The organism is Anabaena sp. CA = ATCC 33047, from assembly GCF_963870205.1.
GTDB lineage: Bacteria > Cyanobacteriota > Cyanobacteriia > Cyanobacteriales > Nostocaceae > Trichormus.
Genome location: NZ_CAWMSA010000056.1, coordinates 305,232 through 324,351 on the forward strand (window position 1 = coordinate 305,232; position 19,120 = coordinate 324,351).

General features: G+C 42.8%; 12 protein-coding genes and 1 tRNA gene. 8 read left to right on the top strand and 5 right to left on the bottom strand.

The window, feature by feature from the left end:
* Positions 1-170 precede the first annotated feature (170 nt).
* Positions 171-359 carry a hypothetical protein gene (locus AACS98_RS17905; protein ID WP_066382280.1) on the top strand — a complete coding sequence of 63 codons (189 nt, stop codon included), beginning with the start codon at positions 171-173 and terminating at the stop codon, positions 357-359.
* 270 nt (positions 360-629) lie between these two features.
* Here AACS98_RS17905 and AACS98_RS17910 read toward each other — a convergent pair whose 3' ends face one another.
* Both AACS98_RS17910 and AACS98_RS17915 read right to left on the bottom strand, forming a co-directional pair.
* Positions 630-2,087, bottom strand: coding sequence for a hypothetical protein (locus AACS98_RS17910; RefSeq protein WP_066382286.1), 1,458 nt, complete (start codon positions 2,085-2,087; stop codon positions 630-632).
* 213 nt (positions 2,088-2,300) lie between these two features.
* Positions 2,301-2,570 carry a hypothetical protein gene (locus AACS98_RS17915; RefSeq protein WP_339373719.1) on the bottom strand — a complete coding sequence of 90 codons (270 nt, stop codon included), beginning with the start codon at positions 2,568-2,570 and terminating at the stop codon, positions 2,301-2,303.
* A 310-nt stretch (positions 2,571-2,880) separates the two neighbouring features.
* Between AACS98_RS17915 and AACS98_RS17920 the strand changes: the two genes are divergently transcribed.
* Positions 2,881-3,807 carry a carbohydrate ABC transporter permease gene (locus AACS98_RS17920; protein WP_066382396.1) on the top strand — a complete coding sequence of 309 codons (927 nt, stop codon included), beginning with the start codon at positions 2,881-2,883 and terminating at the stop codon, positions 3,805-3,807.
* Positions 3,808-4,239: 432 nt separating this feature from the next.
* Positions 4,240-4,315 (top strand) — tRNA-Leu (locus tag AACS98_RS17930).
* A gap of 22 nt (positions 4,316-4,337) precedes the next feature.
* Here the strand turns inward: AACS98_RS17930 and AACS98_RS17935 are convergent.
* On the bottom strand, positions 4,338-4,586 hold the full coding sequence (locus tag AACS98_RS17935; protein WP_156481583.1) for a hypothetical protein: 249 nt from the start codon (positions 4,584-4,586) through the stop codon (positions 4,338-4,340).
* A gap of 142 nt (positions 4,587-4,728) precedes the next feature.
* Between AACS98_RS17935 and AACS98_RS17940 the strand changes: the two genes are divergently transcribed.
* On the top strand, positions 4,729-6,255 hold the full coding sequence (locus AACS98_RS17940) for a slipin family protein (RefSeq protein WP_066382288.1): 1,527 nt from the start codon (positions 4,729-4,731) through the stop codon (positions 6,253-6,255).
* 210 nt (positions 6,256-6,465) lie between these two features.
* On the opposite strand, the gene AACS98_RS17945 is transcribed toward AACS98_RS17940, so the two are convergent.
* The gene (locus AACS98_RS17945) at positions 6,466-12,558 is read right to left on the bottom strand and encodes a translocation/assembly module TamB domain-containing protein (RefSeq protein ID WP_066382292.1); all 6,093 of its coding nucleotides are present in this window, start codon (positions 12,556-12,558) and stop codon (positions 6,466-6,468) included.
* Positions 12,559-12,930: 372 nt separating this feature from the next.
* Between AACS98_RS17945 and AACS98_RS17950 the strand changes: the two genes are divergently transcribed.
* The 3 genes from AACS98_RS17950 (at position 12,931) to AACS98_RS17960 (ending at position 16,150) form a co-directional block, all read left to right on the top strand.
* Positions 12,931-13,359, top strand: coding sequence for a DUF3110 domain-containing protein (locus AACS98_RS17950; protein ID WP_066382293.1), 429 nt, complete (start codon positions 12,931-12,933; stop codon positions 13,357-13,359).
* Between the two features lie 66 nt (positions 13,360-13,425).
* Positions 13,426-14,340, top strand: coding sequence for an N-acetylmuramic acid 6-phosphate etherase (gene murQ, locus AACS98_RS17955; protein ID WP_066382294.1), 915 nt, complete (start codon positions 13,426-13,428; stop codon positions 14,338-14,340).
* 331 nt (positions 14,341-14,671) lie between these two features.
* Positions 14,672-16,150: a site-2 protease family protein gene (locus AACS98_RS17960; protein WP_066382398.1), complete on the top strand. Its 1,479-nt coding sequence runs from the start codon at positions 14,672-14,674 to the stop codon at positions 16,148-16,150.
* A gap of 99 nt (positions 16,151-16,249) precedes the next feature.
* On the opposite strand, the gene AACS98_RS17965 is transcribed toward AACS98_RS17960, so the two are convergent.
* Positions 16,250-17,500: a glycoside hydrolase family 10 protein gene (locus tag AACS98_RS17965; RefSeq protein ID WP_066382295.1), complete on the bottom strand. Its 1,251-nt coding sequence runs from the start codon at positions 17,498-17,500 to the stop codon at positions 16,250-16,252.
* A gap of 437 nt (positions 17,501-17,937) precedes the next feature.
* Here AACS98_RS17965 and AACS98_RS17970 point away from each other — a divergent pair, with 437 nt between their 5' ends.
* Entirely contained in the window at positions 17,938-19,071 is a 1,134-nt protein-coding gene (locus tag AACS98_RS17970; protein ID WP_066382297.1) for a hypothetical protein, read from the top strand.
* Positions 19,072-19,120: the final 49 nt, after the last annotated feature.

The window sequence follows — 19,120 nt, forward strand, 5'->3', positions numbered from 1 at the left end:
AATGTTTTATCTTTCTGGAACAAAGATAATTAAATCGTCTTCACTTATGATACACACCGTAACCTATTAAACTAAATGATTGAAACGATACAATCATTTAACAAAGCTTAAAGTTGCTTTATTATAAAATTTACCAAAGGTGTGAGTTGAGTTGTAGAATTAAATTAGCGATGACCACTGTATTATCTACTGTTTCTGAACGCGACTCCCAAACTATCCGAGTACGCGAACTAGCTAAGACTTGTTATCAAGACGCTCAACAAGTCAAATTGATGACCTTACAAGCTGAGGTAGACTCTCTGTTAGCACAATTGCAAAACCTGAAAGAACAACGTTTAGCAACTACTGAAGAACAGTAACCCAAATTTAGAGCGATCGCCTATCTGATTGCGACTGTACATTAAGTCAAGCACTGATTTCAACTCAGCAACATTAGGCAATGCTGGTTAAACATTCAGGCGATCGCTACATCAAATTATCAATATTTTCTGAAAATTGTATATCATTTTACCACTTATTCCGCAAAATGTACATCAGTGGTAAAAGTATTTTGATTTTTCAAAATCACAACTATTGACATCGATATGTAGAGACGTTGCATACAACGTCTCTACATATACACCCAGTCCCTATTCCGTTTGACTCGCGGTGACTCTGGGGTTGAGTTGTTTAAATAAATCTTGAATATTAGTAATCGTTGCTCTTTGGATGCTACGTTGCTCTTGTAACCAAGAATTAGCGCGGTCTTCTCCCTGTTGAACTGCTAAAATCAGCGCACCCCAAGCTTGAACTTCTGGTCTATAGGGGTTAACTTTGAGTGCAGCTACTACACGATTCCAAAGCCGACCTTTGTCAGCTTTTAACAGGTTAGCAATTTCTTGAGCGTTTTGGGGTGAAGCTTCAAACACCTGTAAAGCTTTTTGCCAACGTCCATCAATTAAATCTGCTAGCACTTGTTGACCTGGACTTGCCCAAGTTTTATCAGCTTGGGTTTTACTGAGTTGAGCGTGTAACCGAATCAAATCAAGTTGTGCTTGTGCTGCGGCTGGTAAAACACCTTTGCGCTGTTTTTTGATAAATTGTAACCATTCATAAGCAGGTGTCCACAAACCACTGCGGGCAATTATCAGAGCATTTTGATAAGCATAATCTTTGATGGCTGATGTTTTGAGGGTAATTTGTTCTAGTTGCAGGGGTTTGAGGTATAACTTCACAGTTTTGACTTGATACACCTGTAACTGTGGTTCTAAACCTACAGTTTGATCAACGATTAACTCTTGCTCACCACCACCAGTTACCTGCTGCCATTTGGGTAATTGACCGTTAGGACTCGTCCAAGATAGCATTTGTTGTAGGTTAGCCCGGTCTGGATTGTAGTAGACAACATAACCGTAGGCGATCGCATGAGTTCCTTGTTGACGCTTACCCTGTAAATAAAACCAAACACCCTTACCAGGGGTTTTACCTTCATAGCGTTGTATTTCAGTCAAAGGTAACAGGTCAGTAAATTCTTGATTTTCTGATGTACTATCAGCTAGGGGAGCAAGCACAAAAGATTCTTCTAGTCCAGTTATCGGTAGTTGCTCAGTTAAACGATAGAATTTTTCAGGCTGGGCTTTGTAGGATAAATCTTCTAAATGATAGACCCTGAGTTCTACAACTTCTTGACAATCAGATTGACAGTTAGGACGTTGACGCAACACCGGGAGTAAAAAAGAATTTTTTTCATCATCTAAAGCTATAATTTCGCCGATGATTTGCTGTTGATTAGTCAAACTATCCCGAATTTGCTGGAGAGTTTGCGGGTGTTCGCTGTGATTTAGGTCAATTTTCGCCCACTCTGGTAAAAAACTATTGAGCCAAACCACCTCTTGGGGGTTGAAAATTAACATCACACCCACCCAACTAAAAGAGAGAACTAACCCAGCACCAGTGAGTAAAATGGCGATCGCTATAATTGAAGACAGCTTACTCCCTTTTTTTTGTCGGGATGCAGGCCGAGAAGAAACACCCTGAACAACACCAACAGTAGGCTGATTATCGCCAGAAGAGTTTGGCGTTAGCTTGCGCGACGAGCGATTTGCCATGTTAGTTTTCTGTCAATCTACAGTACAAAGTTTTACTTGTGTCTTTCTTTTATACTCGCGCATTGACATCTTGACTAGCATAATGCTGTTTAAATTTCTACACAAAACTGACAGAGGTTTAGGGAAAGCAGGGGGAGCAGAGGGAGCGGAGGGAGCGGAGGAGCGGAGGAGCAGAGGGAGCAGGGGAGAAAAACTTTTACCAATGACTAATGACTACTGACTAATAACTTGAAATTCCTGCAAGTTTAACGACACCACTATATTGTCCGTCTCTACTTGGATGAGCCAACGGTTGCTTGATCGACCATCTGCGAGTGTTTCCCGTCCACAAATCACGCCAAACTTTCCCGCTACGTATGCTGGACTGAGAATCACAACTCTGTCACCGATTTTAAGACTTTTGGGAATATGCAACGGCTCTCCTATCAATTCTGATTTTGAAAGAGTGGAGTTATACAAGCTTAAGTCAGTATGTTTTCTCATCTTATTTTAATCAAAAGTGGTAGTTTTTATAATCTTCTCTTAACCAAAATGTATATTAATTTCCTGACTTTCCCATTCTCTCACCTTTCCCTGCCTCTGGAGTCTTCCGAACTGAAAGAATTTTTGTAGTAAAAATAATTACATCGTTTTAAATTTGATTTGCTTGTATTACATCAGAATTTCCAGGTTTCCGTTGTATAAATTATCTCGTGTCATCCTCTTTGCTAACGTACCCTACAATTTGATGTGTACTTGATCAATCATTTGTCAAGTAATATTAATTAGCTGGTTAGGGAATAAAAATATGTTTATGAAACAATTAACAGTTAAAGATTGGATAATAATTAAACAAAAACTCACACCTTATCTATTTTTACTCCCAGCCTTAACACTTCTCGGCTTAACCGTATTTTGGCCGGCAATTCAAGCATTTTATCTCAGTTTTACCAGCTACGAAGACCTTAGCTTACCACCGCAATGGATAGGGATGAAAAACTTTCTACGGTTGTGGCAAGATGCGGTTTTTTGGAAAACTTTAGAAAACACCTTTCTTTATCTTGTCGGTGTCGTACCAATTTTAGTCATTGTGCCTTTAGGATTAGCAATTTTAGTCAATCAAAAATTACGAGGAATTACTTGGTTTAGAGCCGCATACTATACGCCAGTGGTGATTTCTATGGTAGTGGCGGGGATAGCTTGGCGGTGGTTGTATGCAGAAAATGGTTTATTAAATCAGCTTTTAAAAATGCTGGGTTTGTTTCCAGATGGTATTCCCTGGCTTACCAGTTCCGCGAAACTTTTGGGAATTGTGCCGATTTCTTTAGCCAGTGTCATGGCTGTTACTATCTGGAAAGGACTCGGTTATTATATGGTGATTTATTTGGCTGGGTTGCAATCAATTCCGGCTGATGTGTATGAAGCTGCCGCTATTGATGGCTCTGATGGTATTCGCAAACATTGGGATATAACTGTACCTTTAATGAAGCCTTATTTAGCATTAGTCGCTGTAATTTCGGCGATTTCTGCCACTAAGGTATTTGAAGAAGTTTATATCATGACTCAAGGAGGGCCGCTTAATAGTTCCAAAACTATTGTTTATTATCTCTATGAGCAAGCATTTAGTAATTTGGAAATTACCTATGCTTGTACTATTGGTTTAGTGCTGTTTTTGATAATTTTAGCCCTATCAGTTTTACGTTTAGTTATTAGTCAACCAGGGGGAGATAGTCTCGTTTAATTGTTCCGAGATGTTTGTCAAGGCGCAAAATTGAGGCGGGTTTATCCAGAATTTTGTTTATCTACACAAGTATCACATACAAATGTCTTGTAGGGTGCGTCAGACTGTAAAAATGCTGTCAATAAACGTATTTTTGATATCTGACGCACCCTACTAATATGCTACACATTCACCAACTTCTCTTGTACAAATGTAGAAACATAAATGTAGAGACGTTGCATGCAACGTCTCTACATTGTGGTTTAATCAGGCTTTGAGAAGACATCATCTGAGGACTACCGCTTCAAAGATTTTTGTGCTACATTAAGTAACAAGTAGTAATACAGCATCGCTATAGTGTGGGTTCTATACACCCAACTGGTGCGCCAACCTCTGGATTGAGCGTATTCCGCAAAGCTATCTGTGACTACTGAATCGGTGTTGGATAACACCGGGGAGTTAGCTCAATTGGTAGAGCGATCGACTGAGGATCGATTTGTAACAGGTTCGATTCCTGTACTTTCCACCAACCCTGTCCGGGTTTAAGGACACTACCCTTTCATGGTAGCCAATGTAACTTTAGTAATAACTCTGCTATGTAGGCTTACTACTGGCTTACCAGTGGTAGCAGTGACGAAGCCAGCGCGGTTGTCTTCTCCCTCACTTGAGTATGTCCCTTCGGTTTCCAGATGTAAATGGCAAATCGAACGGCTTATCTGAGGTGTGTTGTTTGTTTCTGGATGTCCTTTGGGTATTCTAGAGGCGATCGCACTCCTCTTAATCCAGTTTTGGAGACGCAATTCGCCCGCAACTGAACTGTAAACACCTACATTTGCAGAGTTTTAAAATATCATGTAGTATATGTAGCATATAATGATGAAAAGGCTATTCACTTCTCTTGGGGAGGACTGAAGTCCTCACTACAAACAAATGATAAATTTTATGTGGAAAACGTTTTACATTAAGCCTAATGAAATCTGTATTCTATACCATCGCAGTGATTTTAAACAAATTTTGCCGCCAGGGACTTACAGTTATTTTGGTAGACATTGGCAAGTAAAATCTTATGACTTGAATCAACCAGAAGCTAAGATTGAAAACTTAGAATTGTTGCTGAAAAATCACAGTGCAGATTTACAGAAATATCTGTTAGTAGTACGTACTGCTTTTAATCAAGCGGCTTTAGTGCGCTGTGGTCAAAATTGGGTACGTGTTGCACCAAATAAATTAGTGGCTTTTTGGCGTGGTTTTATTGAGGTGGAAGCTCATGTTTTCAACTTAGATGAAAGTTGGGAAATACCGACTGAATTTGTGCAGCAAATTCGGGGAATGATTTTGAATGGTATCAAGACTTTCCAAATTTCTGAGTATGAAATTGGGTTGCTGTATGTACAGAATAATTTTGTGCGTCCCTTAGAACCGGGGGAATATGCTTTCTGGGCGGTTAATAGAGATGTTTCTGTGAGAACTCTCAGCCGAATTATCCCTAATCCTGATTTTCCCTTGGAAGATGTACTGATTGAGCGACATCCTGAGTTTGTGGCGGCGTACTGTGAGATTGTACAATTACAAAATCAACAGGTAGCGATCGCGCGCTATCAAGGTAAAGTCATCTCGATTTTACCGCCATGCAGTCGTCAGCTATTTTGGCGGGGTGTGGCTGTGGAAGTCATTGACATCAGCACTGATGCTAAATTACCATCTCGCTTAGTTGCAGAGTTAGTCTCAGGTTTACCAGAGACTTCAGCTTTGAGTTGCCGTTTTTTGCATATTTGCGAAGTACCCACCCAGTACATTGGCTTACTATACATTAATCAAGAATTTCAAACCCAACTGCAACCAGGAAAACACGCTTGGTGGTTGTTTGGATGTGCTATCCAAACACCAGTTTTTGACTTGCGTCAGCAAACTCTAGAAGTCTCAGGACAAGATATCCTGTCTCAAGATAAAGTCCCATTGCGGTTAAACTTAACGGCTGGTTTCCGTATTCTTGATCCTCTCAAAGCTAAGAATGGGTTAGCGGATATCACTGGCTACCTATACAAAGAATTACAGTTTGCTTTGCGTGGTGCTGTCGGTGAAAGAACCTTAGATGCTTTGTTGGAGGATAAAGGCGCGATAGACCAGAGTATTTTTGAATACATCAGACAGAAAACTGCCGACTATGGCATAGAAGTAGATTCCGTTGGGGTGAAAGATATCATTCTCCCTGGTGAAATTAGAACCATCTTAAGCAAAGTTGTAGAAGCGGAAAAAGCCGCCCAAGCAAACGTAGTGCGTCGCCGGGAAGAAACAGCAGCTACTCGCAGTATGTTGAATACTGCCAAGGTGATGGAAGATAACCCTGTAGCGTTGCGGTTGAAAGAATTGGAGGTATTAGAAAGAATTGCGGAGAAAATTGAAAAAATCCAAGTTAATGGGAGTTTAGATAGCATTTTAACTGAGTTAATTCAGATTAATCGCAATTAGTGCCGCAAAAATCAGTTTGTAGTAAGGACTTCAGTCCTTACACTCTCATAGCAATTATTGATAAATAGGACTTACGCAAGTGTCATAATCAAAGTCTCGTGTAGGGTGCGTCAGCAGCGATAATTGGGTCAAAAATCACAGATTTTCAACATCTGACGCACCCTAATAAGTGCTGCTCCCCTGCTTCCTCCGCTTTCTCCATTCCCCAAATCAAAACCGTGTTTGAAACTCAAACACAGCGCGACTATCGTCTTCTAAATTAGTCGAAGCACGGACGCGGAATTTATCGTTAATACGATAATTAATCCCCCACTGGAAGGGGTCACTCGCTGTTAAAATCTTGATAGCGGAAAGAGAAAACTTGTTGGAAATATCAACTCCTGCTTCTGCTGCTAATTCAATGCTAGAAGTGCTTTTACCGGCTTCGGGATTATCAGAAATGACAGTGGGAAATATCCTTAATTCACTCAAACCGAAAGCACCGCCAATCTGACTAAATGCAGACTGAAAGTTATTCAAGACGGCTGAACCTGCGATATTAATTAAACCTAGGGTACTATCAGCACGTCCTTGGGTGTCAACAAATCCACCACCTAATAAGGCGACAATTTCGGTTTCACTGCGGGATGGAGAACTTCTTAATTCTAAACTTTCGTTGAGTCTGCTAGCAGGGCCATTAACAATTGCTTCCACTCGCACATTCTCTAATGCTGCTAAACCTGTAGGAGTGAGTCGGCTATCGCTAAAGTTGCTGTTTTGGACTACATCTAAAACTTTAGCAAATAGCTGGACATCTAAATCAGGGTCACGGGGTTGACTGGCTCTAAAGGTGGCGGTTTGTTCCGCACCACGAGCTAGTTTAAACTGGGTGGTGAACAAATTCACGCCGCCATCTCTTAAGCGGATAATTCCCACGGGGATGGGATCGGCAAATGTACCGTTAACGGTGAGATCACCTGTAGCGCGGAAGCTTAAAATAGGTGGTCGGGTAATTTCGACGTTTTTACCTAATTCTAATTCTAAGTCATTAAACCGAGCGATCGCACTCTCATCACTGACAACCTGTTTATTTTGTTTGTTCTGTGTTGGCAATGATATATTGACATCACTCGTTAATGTGGAATCGTTATTGGTAGATTCTGCCAGCAATACTTGACCATCATACAAACTCACCTTACCACCCACGGCTGGATTTAAAGCTGAACCTGTAATTAATAAATTCCCACTCGCGCCGCCTTGATACAATCCCTTGAGTTTCAACGCTAATTGATCAAGGTTAACTGTCAGAGGATTGTTAATTGTCAGGTCGTTGTTAAAGATGGGAATTTCTCCACTGGCTGTTACTTGTCCTCGGCTAAATTTACCTTGCACATTTTCTACTAATATCCGGTCAAAATCAAACTGTACTCTACCCGTAACATCTCTTAATTTTCCTTCTGGTAAAGCTTGCGCCGAAAAAGTAGCATCCTGGACAGTGGCGATACCGTTGACGATGGGTTTTTGTGTGGTTCCTTCCACAGTTAAGTTGACTTTACCTTTACCTGCTTCAAAGGTTACTTGCTGAGTTAATAGGTTTAACAGTGCTAATCCTTCATTCTCAACTTGCACATCCAAACTGATTTGGTTGCTATCGGGAGCGACGCTAGCAAACGGCAACTGATAAGGTATACTACCGTTAATGTTGACAGGTTCCGGTGCCGCTACGGCTACGGTACTATTAAAGTTTAAGCGACCATTAGCATAACTAAAACTGGCGTTGGCTGACTGTATCGGCTTCTGGTTGAGACTACCGTTGGTAATTTGCAATTCGCCTCTGCTTTGGGGGTTGGCAATACTACCCGCTAAAGCTGCTGTCCCGCTAAGATTACCTGTAACACCAATGGGAAGGTTAACAAAATTATTCAATAGCTGGAGAGGAACATTACTCACACGCAACTGTCCAGATTGGTCTTCACCGCCTATGTTGCCGGCGAAAGCTACAAGGCTATCTTGCAATGAAATCCGTAAAGGTCGTAACTGCAAAACGCCATTAGTAAAACTACCTTCTGCAATGATTCTGTCGGCTTGATAAAAACGATTTGGTTGGGTGTCTTTACCCCAAGTAAAGTTTTGACCATCCAAGTTGAATTGTACTGCTAGCCCTTGGGGGGTGGTGGTATCTACAGCTACTTCTCCGCTAAAGGTTCCCTGTAAATTGGCTAAATCTGGTATGGGTGAAGCATTACGCTGTTGTTCTTCTGCTGCTAGTAAAGCCTCAATTTCCGCGAGTCGCTTCATTTGGTCAAGTAAGGGAAGATTCGGTAAACCTTGGGGATAGGTGATCAAATCCTCGGCGTTTCCATAATTTGGTTTGGCAGCATTGCCTTGCAAATCTTGGAGTTCAAATATCTGCGCTACGGTTAGCACATCTTGAATGTTGCCTTGATTAACGTTGAGTTTACCTTTGACTTGGGGGCCTTGAGGAGTCTGAGCAAAGGTTCCCGCTAGGGTATAACGACTGTTACCTTTGATAAATCCACCACTGCCTAGGGTGGCAGTACCGTTATTGTAGCGGAACTGTGCTGTTAATTGGTCGCCTTGAATGCGTCCAATGGTGGGATTGGCGATCGCAATATTTCCGGTGCTGGCATAAGTGCGTTGATTAAATTGCAAATCCCCCGTTAACAATCCGGCAACTTTCCCCGCACCTAAACGCAGATTTGGCGGTGGTGACAAGTTCAAAATTTGTAAGGGGAAGTTCGCTACCTTCACCGTCCAGTCATTCCCCCGGACTTGACCTTGTGCAAGGGCTTGCTGACGTTGCACTAGGAAGGATTCCGGGCGATTATTGGCATTCAAATTTAAGGCAATGCGATCGCTATCCCCTCGCAAATCTAAATTTAACCCTTGTCCTGACTGCACACTACCAGTTAACAACGGTTCAAAAGCAATACCCTGCACCACTAAATCTTTTAACGCCATCTGCCCGGCTATATTTGGTAACGGTAACTTGCCAGTTATCCGCCCATCAAAATCTACTTTTCCTTTCACATCTACCTGATTAGGTAAAGTCACAGGTAACTGTTGCAGGTTGAAATCTTGGGCTTGGACGTTCAGATTTAAGGCGGTAATCTGTGGAATTCCCGGCTGTGTAGCATTAGCCAAGATATTCCCACTTATATTTATACCTTTACCAGAAGCTTGTGCAATTGTCAACCTCTCCCCATTCCAAGCCAGGGCAGCAGTCAGAGGTCGTTCAATTCCCGGTAGTCCTTGGGATAACTGCACCTGACCAGCCGCTTTGATATCAGCTAATCTCGTCGATGCCAAATTCCCTGCAACTTGCAACTCTCCGCCCAACTGTCCCCGCAACTGTTGATTAAAACGATTTAGTTGCACACCAGAGGCAGCAATTAGGGCTTGATAGCGACCATTAGCCAGTTGAATGTTAGAAAGTGTGACGTTACCGCCAGCTAAATTCAGACTTGCTTGACCACTGGCTTGGATGCTTTGGGGACTAAGAGAATTAACCCCACCGGCGACATTTAATTGACCGGTTAAGTTACCTTGAAACTGCGGCGGGACAGCAGCTAAACGTTGTACAGGAAAATTGTTAGCTTGGACTTGGGCTTGATAGCGACCGTTAGCGATTTGGATATTAGCGGCGGTGACGGTACCATTAGCCGCATTCAGCCTAGCTTGACCAGTAGCTTGGATAGTTTGCAGACTCAAAGCATCCACCGCACCGGCGACATTTAATTGACCGGTTAAGTTACCTTGAAACTGCGGCGGGACATTTGCTAAACGTTGTACAGGCACATTGTTAGCTTGGACTTGGGCTTGATAGCGACCGTTAGCTAGTTGGATATTAGCGGCGGTGATAGTACCATTACCCACATTGAGTCTAGCTTGACCAGTAGCTTGGATAGTTTGAGGAGTCAACTCATCCACCGCACCGACTACATCCAATTGTCCGGTTAAGTTACCTTGATATGGCACATTTGCTAAACGTTGTACAGGCACATTGTTAGCTTGGACTTGGGCTTGATAACGACCGTTAACGATTTGGATATTAGCGGCGGTGATAGTACCATTACCAACATTGAGTCTAGCTTGACCAGTAGCTTGGATAGCTTGAGGAGTCAACGCATCCACCGCACCGACTACATCTAATTGTCCGGTTAAGTTACCTTGATATGGCACATTTGCTAAACGTTGTACAGGCACATTGTTAGCTTGGACTTGGGCTTGATAACGACCGTTAGCGATTTGGATATTAGCGGCGGTGACAGTACCTCTTGCCACCTTGAGAGTTGCTTGGCCGATAGCTTGTAGAGTTTGTAAACTGAAATTTTCTCTGTTGCCTGCGACTTGGAAAGTACCATCTACAGGATTAGCCAAAGCTGGGGGGGCATTTTTGACGATGTTTGCTAAACGGACATTGTTAGCAACTAGACGGGCGGCGAAATTTTGGTCTTGTAGTTCGATGTCGGCGATCGCAATTCTACCACCGCCAATCTGTACCCCTGCCCCCTCGGAGCGAATCTTGGCAATGGCAAACGGTTCAGCCGTCCCCGTCACAGTGAAACGACCGTTTAATTTTGCCCCTGTCAAAGAAATATTTTGCAGTTGATTCGGGTTAACAAACACCGCTAAATTTACGTCTGAAGCTTGCGCCACCGCTTGCCAACGTTGATTGACAAAGCTACCATAACCCCGCACCGTGCCACCAGCTACCCGCGCTACTACATTGCGGAAATTGACGTTACGATTAGCACTAACTATAACTTCACCCGTAGTAGAATAGGTAGCCCCAGGAGCTTGAAACTTAACTAAAGTCTGGACATTTGTGGGTGCGCCAGTTACTTGGGCGGTAGCGGAGACAGTGCCAATTTTCACAGGAATATTGGGATTATAGAGTTGAGCGATCGCATCCCCAGCAACATTATTAGCAGAGAAATTCAAATTCAATTGGGCATTATCTCCCAACTGGATCGTACCACCCCCCGCAATCTTGCTGCCGAAGGTCGTTGTCCCCTGAACGTCTGTTAAAGTAACTAACGCCTCAGTAGGTGAAAACTCAAACTTACTACTAACACTTTTAAAATTAACTTTATCAATTTGGGCAGGTTGGACAGTGGTAACAGTACCGGAGAGGATAGGCTCAGTTGTTGCCCCTACCATTTGCAATTGGGCTTGTAACTGTCCAGATACAGGTACCGGCAATTGTAATTTCAGAGTTTCTTGGGCATCAGCGACACTTACCGTATTCACCCGTCCAGCTAGCTTATAGCCAGTTTTACTGTCAATCACCCCCGCCGCTACTACAGGAATTTTGCCATAGTTAGTATTGACATTTTCCAGGTTAATCGCGGTTCCCCGGAAGTAAATATTACCTTGGGTATTGGTGAATAGTTGGGGTGTGCGGGGAATTTGCAGACTCACCTGATCTAAGTTAGCACTACCGTATATCAAAGGTTGCTGTTCTGGTGCTAGCTGTATTTGCAAATTGCCACTAACTCGACCAGCTTGTAAATCCAATGGCAACTTCACCAGACGGGTAATATTACTAGCCAAAATTGCTTGTGCTTGCACTTGCAGATTAGCCGCCAAAGTCTGAGGACGGACATCACCCCCAAGGGAAATTCTGCCACCACTATCTGCTTCACCCTGGAGTGAGAATTTAATCAGTTGGTTGTTTTCGAGTAATTGAGCAGAACCCGCGAGTTGGGAGAAGGATATGGGGATTGGGGATTGGGGATTGGAGACTGGGGAAATATTGTCTACTGTGTTTACCCTGTTCTGGGGTAAGAGTACCAGATTACCGTTACGAACACGCAAGGTATTTAAATCGGTCTTAATCGCTCCGGTTTTTCCCGGTGGTGCTAAAGTTGTAGTAATCCAACGTCCTTGCTCATCCTGTTCAATGTAAGCATCGGGGTTGACTAAGGTAACGTCTAGCTTTAGCTGGCGATTAAAAATTAACTGTAATGGATTAAAACCTACTTCTACCGCCTCAACTTCTACCCTATCGGGATCTGTGGGTGTGGCGGGGATAGCCGAAGCCGCAAACGTGACTCCTGTGAGGGAGAATTTTGTGACTTTTCCCAGTTTGACAGGACGGTTGAGTGTATTGGTGAGACTTGTTTCGGCTAAGGGTGTTAATTCTTTTTGGACAAAAATCCGCAACCGCCAAGCACCAGCGATTAAACCCAGAAGCAAAATTCCTCCTAGGGTGATACCACCACGTTTGAGCATCAGCAACCAGAAACGCTTGCGGTCATTGTTAGGGGACTGATTATCTTGATCAGAAGACTTAATCATGAGGTCTCACTTGTTTTTGCTGAATGTGGTGGTCACATAGCATTATGGGCAATATTACTATGCCAATACCAGGATACAAACCAATCTCAGCTTTTGGCATTCGAGTTAATGTGATCAGGGAGCAGAGGAGCAGGGGAGCAGAGGAGCAGGGGAGGCAGGGGAAGGAATTCTGTAATGCAAGAATTTTGTAGCTTGCTTCTCTGACGATGGCGTGAGCCTACCCGTAGGGTATGCGTGAATTTTGAATTGATTTGTCCCCATGCCCAATTCCCAAGAATGTGAATTAAAGTGAGAATTATTGCTGTAACTTTCCCAGGTACACGGTCTAGAACTTTAATAATTAATAGATAGACCTCAGAACAAAAAGGACAGATGATTACGCCAATGCGGGTTTTTGTTTTAATTTTTAACGCTAATACAGAAAATGAGGGTATTCATACGATACGCGTCGGCGATCGCAATAAAATACTCATGTTTGAATCTGAGGATGATGCCCTGCGTTTTGCTTTAATGCTGGAAGCTCAAGATTTCCCCACGCCTACCGTCGAAGCTATCGACGCTGAGGAAATTAAGGAGTTTTGCGAAAGTGCTGGTTATGATTGGGAAATTGTCCCAGAAAACAGTGATTTGGTGGTTCCTCCAGAATTGAATGTGGATGAAACTGACTGGCAAGTTGATGGCGAATATGATGATACTGGCGATGGTAGTTACGATGGTTATGATGTGCCACCGGCAGAAGAACCAGAATTTTCTGCGGCTGAACTCGAAAATATTCGGCGCAAATTAGAAGGATTGTTGTAACTTAGTCCTTTAGTCAATAGTCCATAGTTAAGGACAAATAAACCACAGACGCACAGGCTAGTATCAATGACAAATTTGCAGGAACGCGGGCATTTGTTGACTGAACAGGTGAATCCTTTAAGTCTCAACTTAGACCAACTCAGTTGTTTGCAGTTGGTAGAACTGTTTAATAGTGAAGACCATCAGGCAGTGGCGGCGGTGGCTGGGGCTAAGGTGGAAATAGCAGCAGCAATTGAACGCACAGCAGAACGTTTACGCCAAGGCGGACGCTTGTTTTATGTTGGTGCTGGCACTAGCGGTAGGTTGGGGGTATTAGATGCGGCTGAGTGTCCCCCGACTTTCTGCACACCCCCTGAGTTGGTACAGGGAATTATCGCCGGGGGTGCGGGGGCTTTGGTACGCAGTTCTGAGGATTTAGAAGACCGGGCGACTGATGGCGAAAGTGCGATCGCTCATCATCAGATCACCCAGTTAGATGTAGTCGTGGGCATTACTGCCGGTGGCACAACTCCTTTTGTTCACGGTGCGCTCAATGCTGCTCGTCAACGAGGGGCATTGACAATTTTCATTGCTTGTGTTCCTGCTGAACAAGTCAGTTTTTCTGCTGATATTGATATTAGGCTGTTAACTGGGCCGGAGGTGTTAGCAGGTTCTACCCGTCTGAAAGCCGGAACAGCTACCAAGTTGACTTTAAATATCCTGTCTACTGGGGTAATGGTGCAACTGGGTAAAGTTTACGGTAATCGCATGGTGGATGTGGCGGTAACAAATCAAAAGTTACGCGATCGCGCTTTACGCATTTTACAAGACCTCACCGGTTTAAGTCGAGAAGCATCTAATTATTTATTAGAACGTAGTGGTAAATGGGTCAAACTCGCTTTATTAATGCACTGGACTGGTTTAGATAAAGATGCAGGTAATCAGCTATTAGCAGAACACCAAGGTAATCTCAAAGCGGCGATCGCTAGCTATAAAAAATAATCGAGCAGCATGACAAATTTTGTAGGGTGGGCATTGTTGGAGATTTATTCAAACAATGATTTTTAGATTGTTGACAATGCCCACCTATTCTGATTGAGAATGCAGCACTGAAAGCATCTGTTAATGCTTAAAGTTGAAATCTCCATCTTAGAGTGTAGGGGATGAAGGAGCGGAGGAGCAGAGGGAGCGGAGGAGTGGAGGAAGAAAAACTTTTACCCAGTCCCCAGTCCCCAATCTCCTTGGGCAGACTACAGCCCACGTTATAGATTAGTAATGTATCTATAACACCGGACTAATTCGGGCTTAGTCTTTCACAGTGAAGGGTTTGGAAATGTTTACTTCCTCAGAGACTCCCATACTTGGGATAATTTTACTCGTAGCTTGCGCCATTTTGGGTTGGGGCTTTTATCGCGCCAGACCTTTTGGTAAACTGGGAATCTTGGCCTGGTTGCAGTCGGTGGTTTTAATGGCTCCTTGGCTATTATTCTTCGGGTTGTTTGCCGCCGGAATTTACATCAATATAGTTGGTATCTTGTTCTTAGTGGTCGGTTCGGCTGGATTGTATATCTATTTAGGCAGACAGTTGCGAGGGGCTGGGCAAGATGCCATCCTCAAGCAACGAGCAACCCAAAGGCTGGCTGAAGAATCGGCTCAACCATCAGAAAATGCCCCACAACCAGCAGTTGTTGTGGAAATCATGCCAATTCCTGAAGAAGATTTGAGCTTGATTAAAAGCATCTTTGGGATTGACACATTTTTCGCCACAGAAACCATTGCCTACCAAGAAGGTGCGATTTTTAAAGGTAATCTACGCGGCGAACCCCAAGAAGTCCACAGTCGTCTGACTGCTAGTTTAAAAGAGAAACTAAGTGATAAATATCGCTTGTTTTTAGTAGAAAATACAGACGGTAAGCCCGTTGTCATTGTTTTACCTAGCAGCAGCGAACCACGCCCAACGACGCTAGCACAAAAAGCTTTTGCAGGTATCTTGGGCATAGCAACTATTGCCACGAGCCTAGAAACGGCGGGATTATTACTCAATTTTGATTTAATTGGCACTCCATCACGGTTACAAGAGACTTTACCCATCGGTTTGGGTATCTTTGCAATTTTGATAGCCCACGAAATCGGACATTGGTTACTAGCGCGACGCTATCAAGTGCGTCTTAGCTGGCCTTTCTTTTTACCGGCTGTACAGATAGGCTCTTTTGGTGCAATCACCCGTTTTGAGTCGCTGTTACCTAATCGTACCGCATTATTTGACATTGCTGTAGCGGGGCCTGTGGCTGGCGGTGCGGTGTCTTTGCTAATGCTGATTGCTGGTTTACTACTTTCCCACCAAGGTAGTTTATTTCAGCTACCCAATCAATTTTTCCAAGGTTCAATTTTAGTCGGTAGCTTGGCGCGGGTTGTTCTCGGTTCAGCGTTACAATCACCTTTAGTGAATGTGCATCCTCTGGTGGTGATTGGTTGGTTAGGTTTGGTAATTACTGCGTTAAACTTAATGCCAGCCGGACAATTAGACGGTGGCAGAATTGTACAAGCAATTTATGGCAGAAAAACCGCCAGTAGAGCCACTATCGCCACTTTAATTCTTCTAGTTTTGGTAGCCCTTGGCAATGCTCTGGCGATGTATTGGGCAATTGTGATTGTATTTTTACAAAGGGATTCAGAACGCCCTAGTTTAAACGAAATCACCGAACCCGATGATGCAAGAGCCGCTTTAGGTTTATTGGTGTTGTTCTTGATGATTACTACCCTGTTACCATTAACCCCCGGTTTGGCGGGAAGATTAGGAATAGGCGGGTAATATCAATTCAAAATTCAAAATACCCTGCGGGAAGGCTGCGCCTACAAAATTCAAAATTCAAAATTTTGTAGAGACGTTGCATGCAACGTCTCTACAATTTTATGGTTTCCAGCCTGTCAATAAATTGGGATAATTGGCTGGTGTAGAAAAAATGTTTTGAAAACCTGTCTGACGTTCTTGGGGTTGTTCTTTAGTTAAGTTCCACAGGGTTTCATAGAAGAAGAAAGAAACTCCCGCAAAATTGCGATCGCGTACTTTTTCGACTTGGGTTTGAATCTGTTGCATGGGTACGGCTCGATTTTTCAAACCAGCCAAAATCCCAACACTCACAGGAATATGTGACTTCGCTGCTTTGACTTCTGGATACTCTAATTCATTCACAAACACATTGAGATCATCCCGATACACTTGCAAAACTAAATCCTCAATCAATCCCATGCGTTCCCAGCGTTGCCAATCTGCTAAAAAGTATTCATAAGAAAAACGCTGCGGATTCGGTGCAACGGAAACTATACAATCTTTGTTTGCAGCTTTAATCGCTGTAAATACCCGCTTCATGAACTCAGTAATTTTGTTAGCTCTCCACCGCACCCATTCGGGATCTTTAGGATTTTTAGAAGGTGCTTGTCCCCGATGTTCTTTTTTGTATAATGCTACAGTGTAGGCATCATAGCCTAATTCTGAGGGTAAGCCAAAATGGTCATCAAATTGGATACCGTCAACGTCGTAGTTTTTAACGATTTCTACAATTAAATCTTGGATGAATCGTTGCACATCGGGACGAAAGGGACTTAACCACACCCTGTCATGGGTTCCTTCTTTAACGATGCGAGTGCCATCATAGCGATTTGTCAACCATTGGGGACGACGTTTCGCCAGTAAAGAATCAGCCGGAGCCATAAAGCCAAATTCAAACCAAGGAATTACAGTTAAGCCTTGTTTATGTCCCTCGGTGACAATTTCTTTGAGCATATCACGCCCCTGTAACCCTGGAGTGGGGTCAAGGGATTTACCAATGACTCTAGCTGCGACTTTGCTGGGGTATAGTGTATATCCCCAATTCCACACGGCAGGATATACTGTATTGAAGTTGAGAGCATCGAGTTTTTGTAAAGCTTTTTTCAGGCGATCGCGCTCAAACAACACATCGCTATCAATATTAGTTAACCACACTCCCCTTAATTCCGATGCCAAAGATGGGTTTGCAGTAATTTGAGCGTTAACAGGAAATGATAACATCACCGTAGCTACCACACTCAAAACCAGCATCACAGCCAACCATGTCTGCTTACTTTTTCGGTAACTATTTTGTAAACAACACTCCACACACCACTTGAGAAATCTATTCATAAATTGCTCTAGCCAGCAAATACATCAACCATGAAACATGACGCTACAAGCAGCTATAAGTTGCTTGATAGCTCATTTATCGGCAGAGTAACAATTATTGATTATTAATGTTAAAAATTTAAAGAAACTTTATTTATGCTTGATTATAAGTCAGGGTTTAGCATGGCTAAATCCCTACTGCTGTACGGGCGGTTTTATTAATCAGTTAATCTACCTACAGATTTACTCCTTAAACCTGCTCCTACCAACCTACACAATTTATATACCAATACTTTCGGAACAAACAAACGGTAAATCAACGTCTATTTTCACATCTGCTTCAAAAGACAGATAAAAAATCAACACACCTAGCTTACATTGGGGACAAAACCATATTTTGTTACCATTAAATAGCTATAGATTTTATCAATTTACATCAGATTGTTATCTGAAAAATTATGCTGTCAATTTATCGCCACCCTCAACAAGCTAGAATTATTACTGCTGCAATTTTGACTGGTATTTTGTCTGTTAGTAGTGGTTTTATATTCAGCGAAAATGCTACTGCCTTATCTCCTGACTATTCGGCACAGACACCAAATCAACTTGTCAAAGGTAATAAAAAATCAAATCGCTTACCTCAGAGTGTAGCTAACGCTGTACTGCAAGATGTCTCTCGTCGCGCCGGAATTCCTCGCAGAAACCTGGAAATTTCTGACTATAGTCAACAGACTTGGCGCAATGGTTGTTTAAACCTGCAAAAACCTGAAGAACTCTGTACTCAAGCATTAGTTCCCGGTTGGCGAGTTACAGTGAAATATCGTCAGCAAAGATGGGTTTATCACACCAATGAAACAGGTTCAGTAATTAGGTTAAATGAAAAAGCTAGCACGATTAATATTAGCCAATTGCCTCGAAGGGTAAGAAATGCCGTTTTAAAAGAAGCTAGAAAAGTATCGAGATTACCAATGAGAAGTCTGAGAATTGTAGACTTTAAACGTACAGATTGGGCTGATGGTTGCGATAATGTTACCTTTCCTAACGCTTGCGATCAAATTGTAGTTTCTGGTTGGCAAGTCAATGTAGCTGCTGGTAATCAAACTTGGGTATTTTTGACAGATGAAAACGGTTCTCGAATTAAGCTGAGTCAAGATGGTGGTACTATCGGAAATAGGGATATTAAACCAGTACGTATTCCTGCCAATGAATTACCACCACCTTTAGATCAAGGTGTAGTATTTCGGGATATTTCTAGTGGTGGCTTTGCGGGTAGAACTTACGAAACAATATTACGTAATGATGGGCTGTTAATTCGGGTGCGTGTTGGTGATGCTAATGATTCTGAGCGTAGTGTGCGCCGAATTTCTCGCCCAAATGTCGCACGATTTCAGCAATTATTACAACGCTATAGATTTGCTAATTTCAATAATCTCCGTTACCCAGCATCTAGGGGTGCTGCTGATTATATTAGTCATACTCTAACTAGCCGTCAGGGTACAGTGGAGTACAACGATATTTCACAAAACAGTTTACCGCAGAATTTACAGACAATAGTTGAAGCTTGGAATCAACTCATTAGCACTGCTCGATAAAGACGTTCAGTTCGTAGTAAGGACTTTAGTCCTTATTTTCTCAGGACTA

Coding starts and splice junctions, on each gene's coding strand:
- AACS98_RS17920 (WP_066382396.1), top strand. CDS start 2,881: ATGAAACAATTAACAGTTAAAGATTGGATAATAATTAAACAAAAACTC.
- AACS98_RS17945 (WP_066382292.1), bottom strand. CDS start 12,558: ATGATTAAGTCTTCTGATCAAGATAATCAGTCCCCTAACAATGACCGC.
- AACS98_RS17965 (WP_066382295.1), bottom strand. CDS start 17,500: ATGAATAGATTTCTCAAGTGGTGTGTGGAGTGTTGTTTACAAAATAGT.
- AACS98_RS17970 (WP_066382297.1), top strand. CDS start 17,938: ATGCTGTCAATTTATCGCCACCCTCAACAAGCTAGAATTATTACTGCT.
- AACS98_RS17940 (WP_066382288.1), top strand. CDS start 4,729: ATGTGGAAAACGTTTTACATTAAGCCTAATGAAATCTGTATTCTATAC.
- AACS98_RS17905 (WP_066382280.1), top strand. CDS start 171: ATGACCACTGTATTATCTACTGTTTCTGAACGCGACTCCCAAACTATC.
- AACS98_RS17910 (WP_066382286.1), bottom strand. CDS start 2,087: ATGGCAAATCGCTCGTCGCGCAAGCTAACGCCAAACTCTTCTGGCGAT.
- murQ (WP_066382294.1), top strand. CDS start 13,426: ATGACAAATTTGCAGGAACGCGGGCATTTGTTGACTGAACAGGTGAAT.
- AACS98_RS17960 (WP_066382398.1), top strand. CDS start 14,672: ATGTTTACTTCCTCAGAGACTCCCATACTTGGGATAATTTTACTCGTA.
- AACS98_RS17950 (WP_066382293.1), top strand. CDS start 12,931: ATGATTACGCCAATGCGGGTTTTTGTTTTAATTTTTAACGCTAATACA.
- AACS98_RS17915 (WP_339373719.1), bottom strand. CDS start 2,570: ATGAGAAAACATACTGACTTAAGCTTGTATAACTCCACTCTTTCAAAA.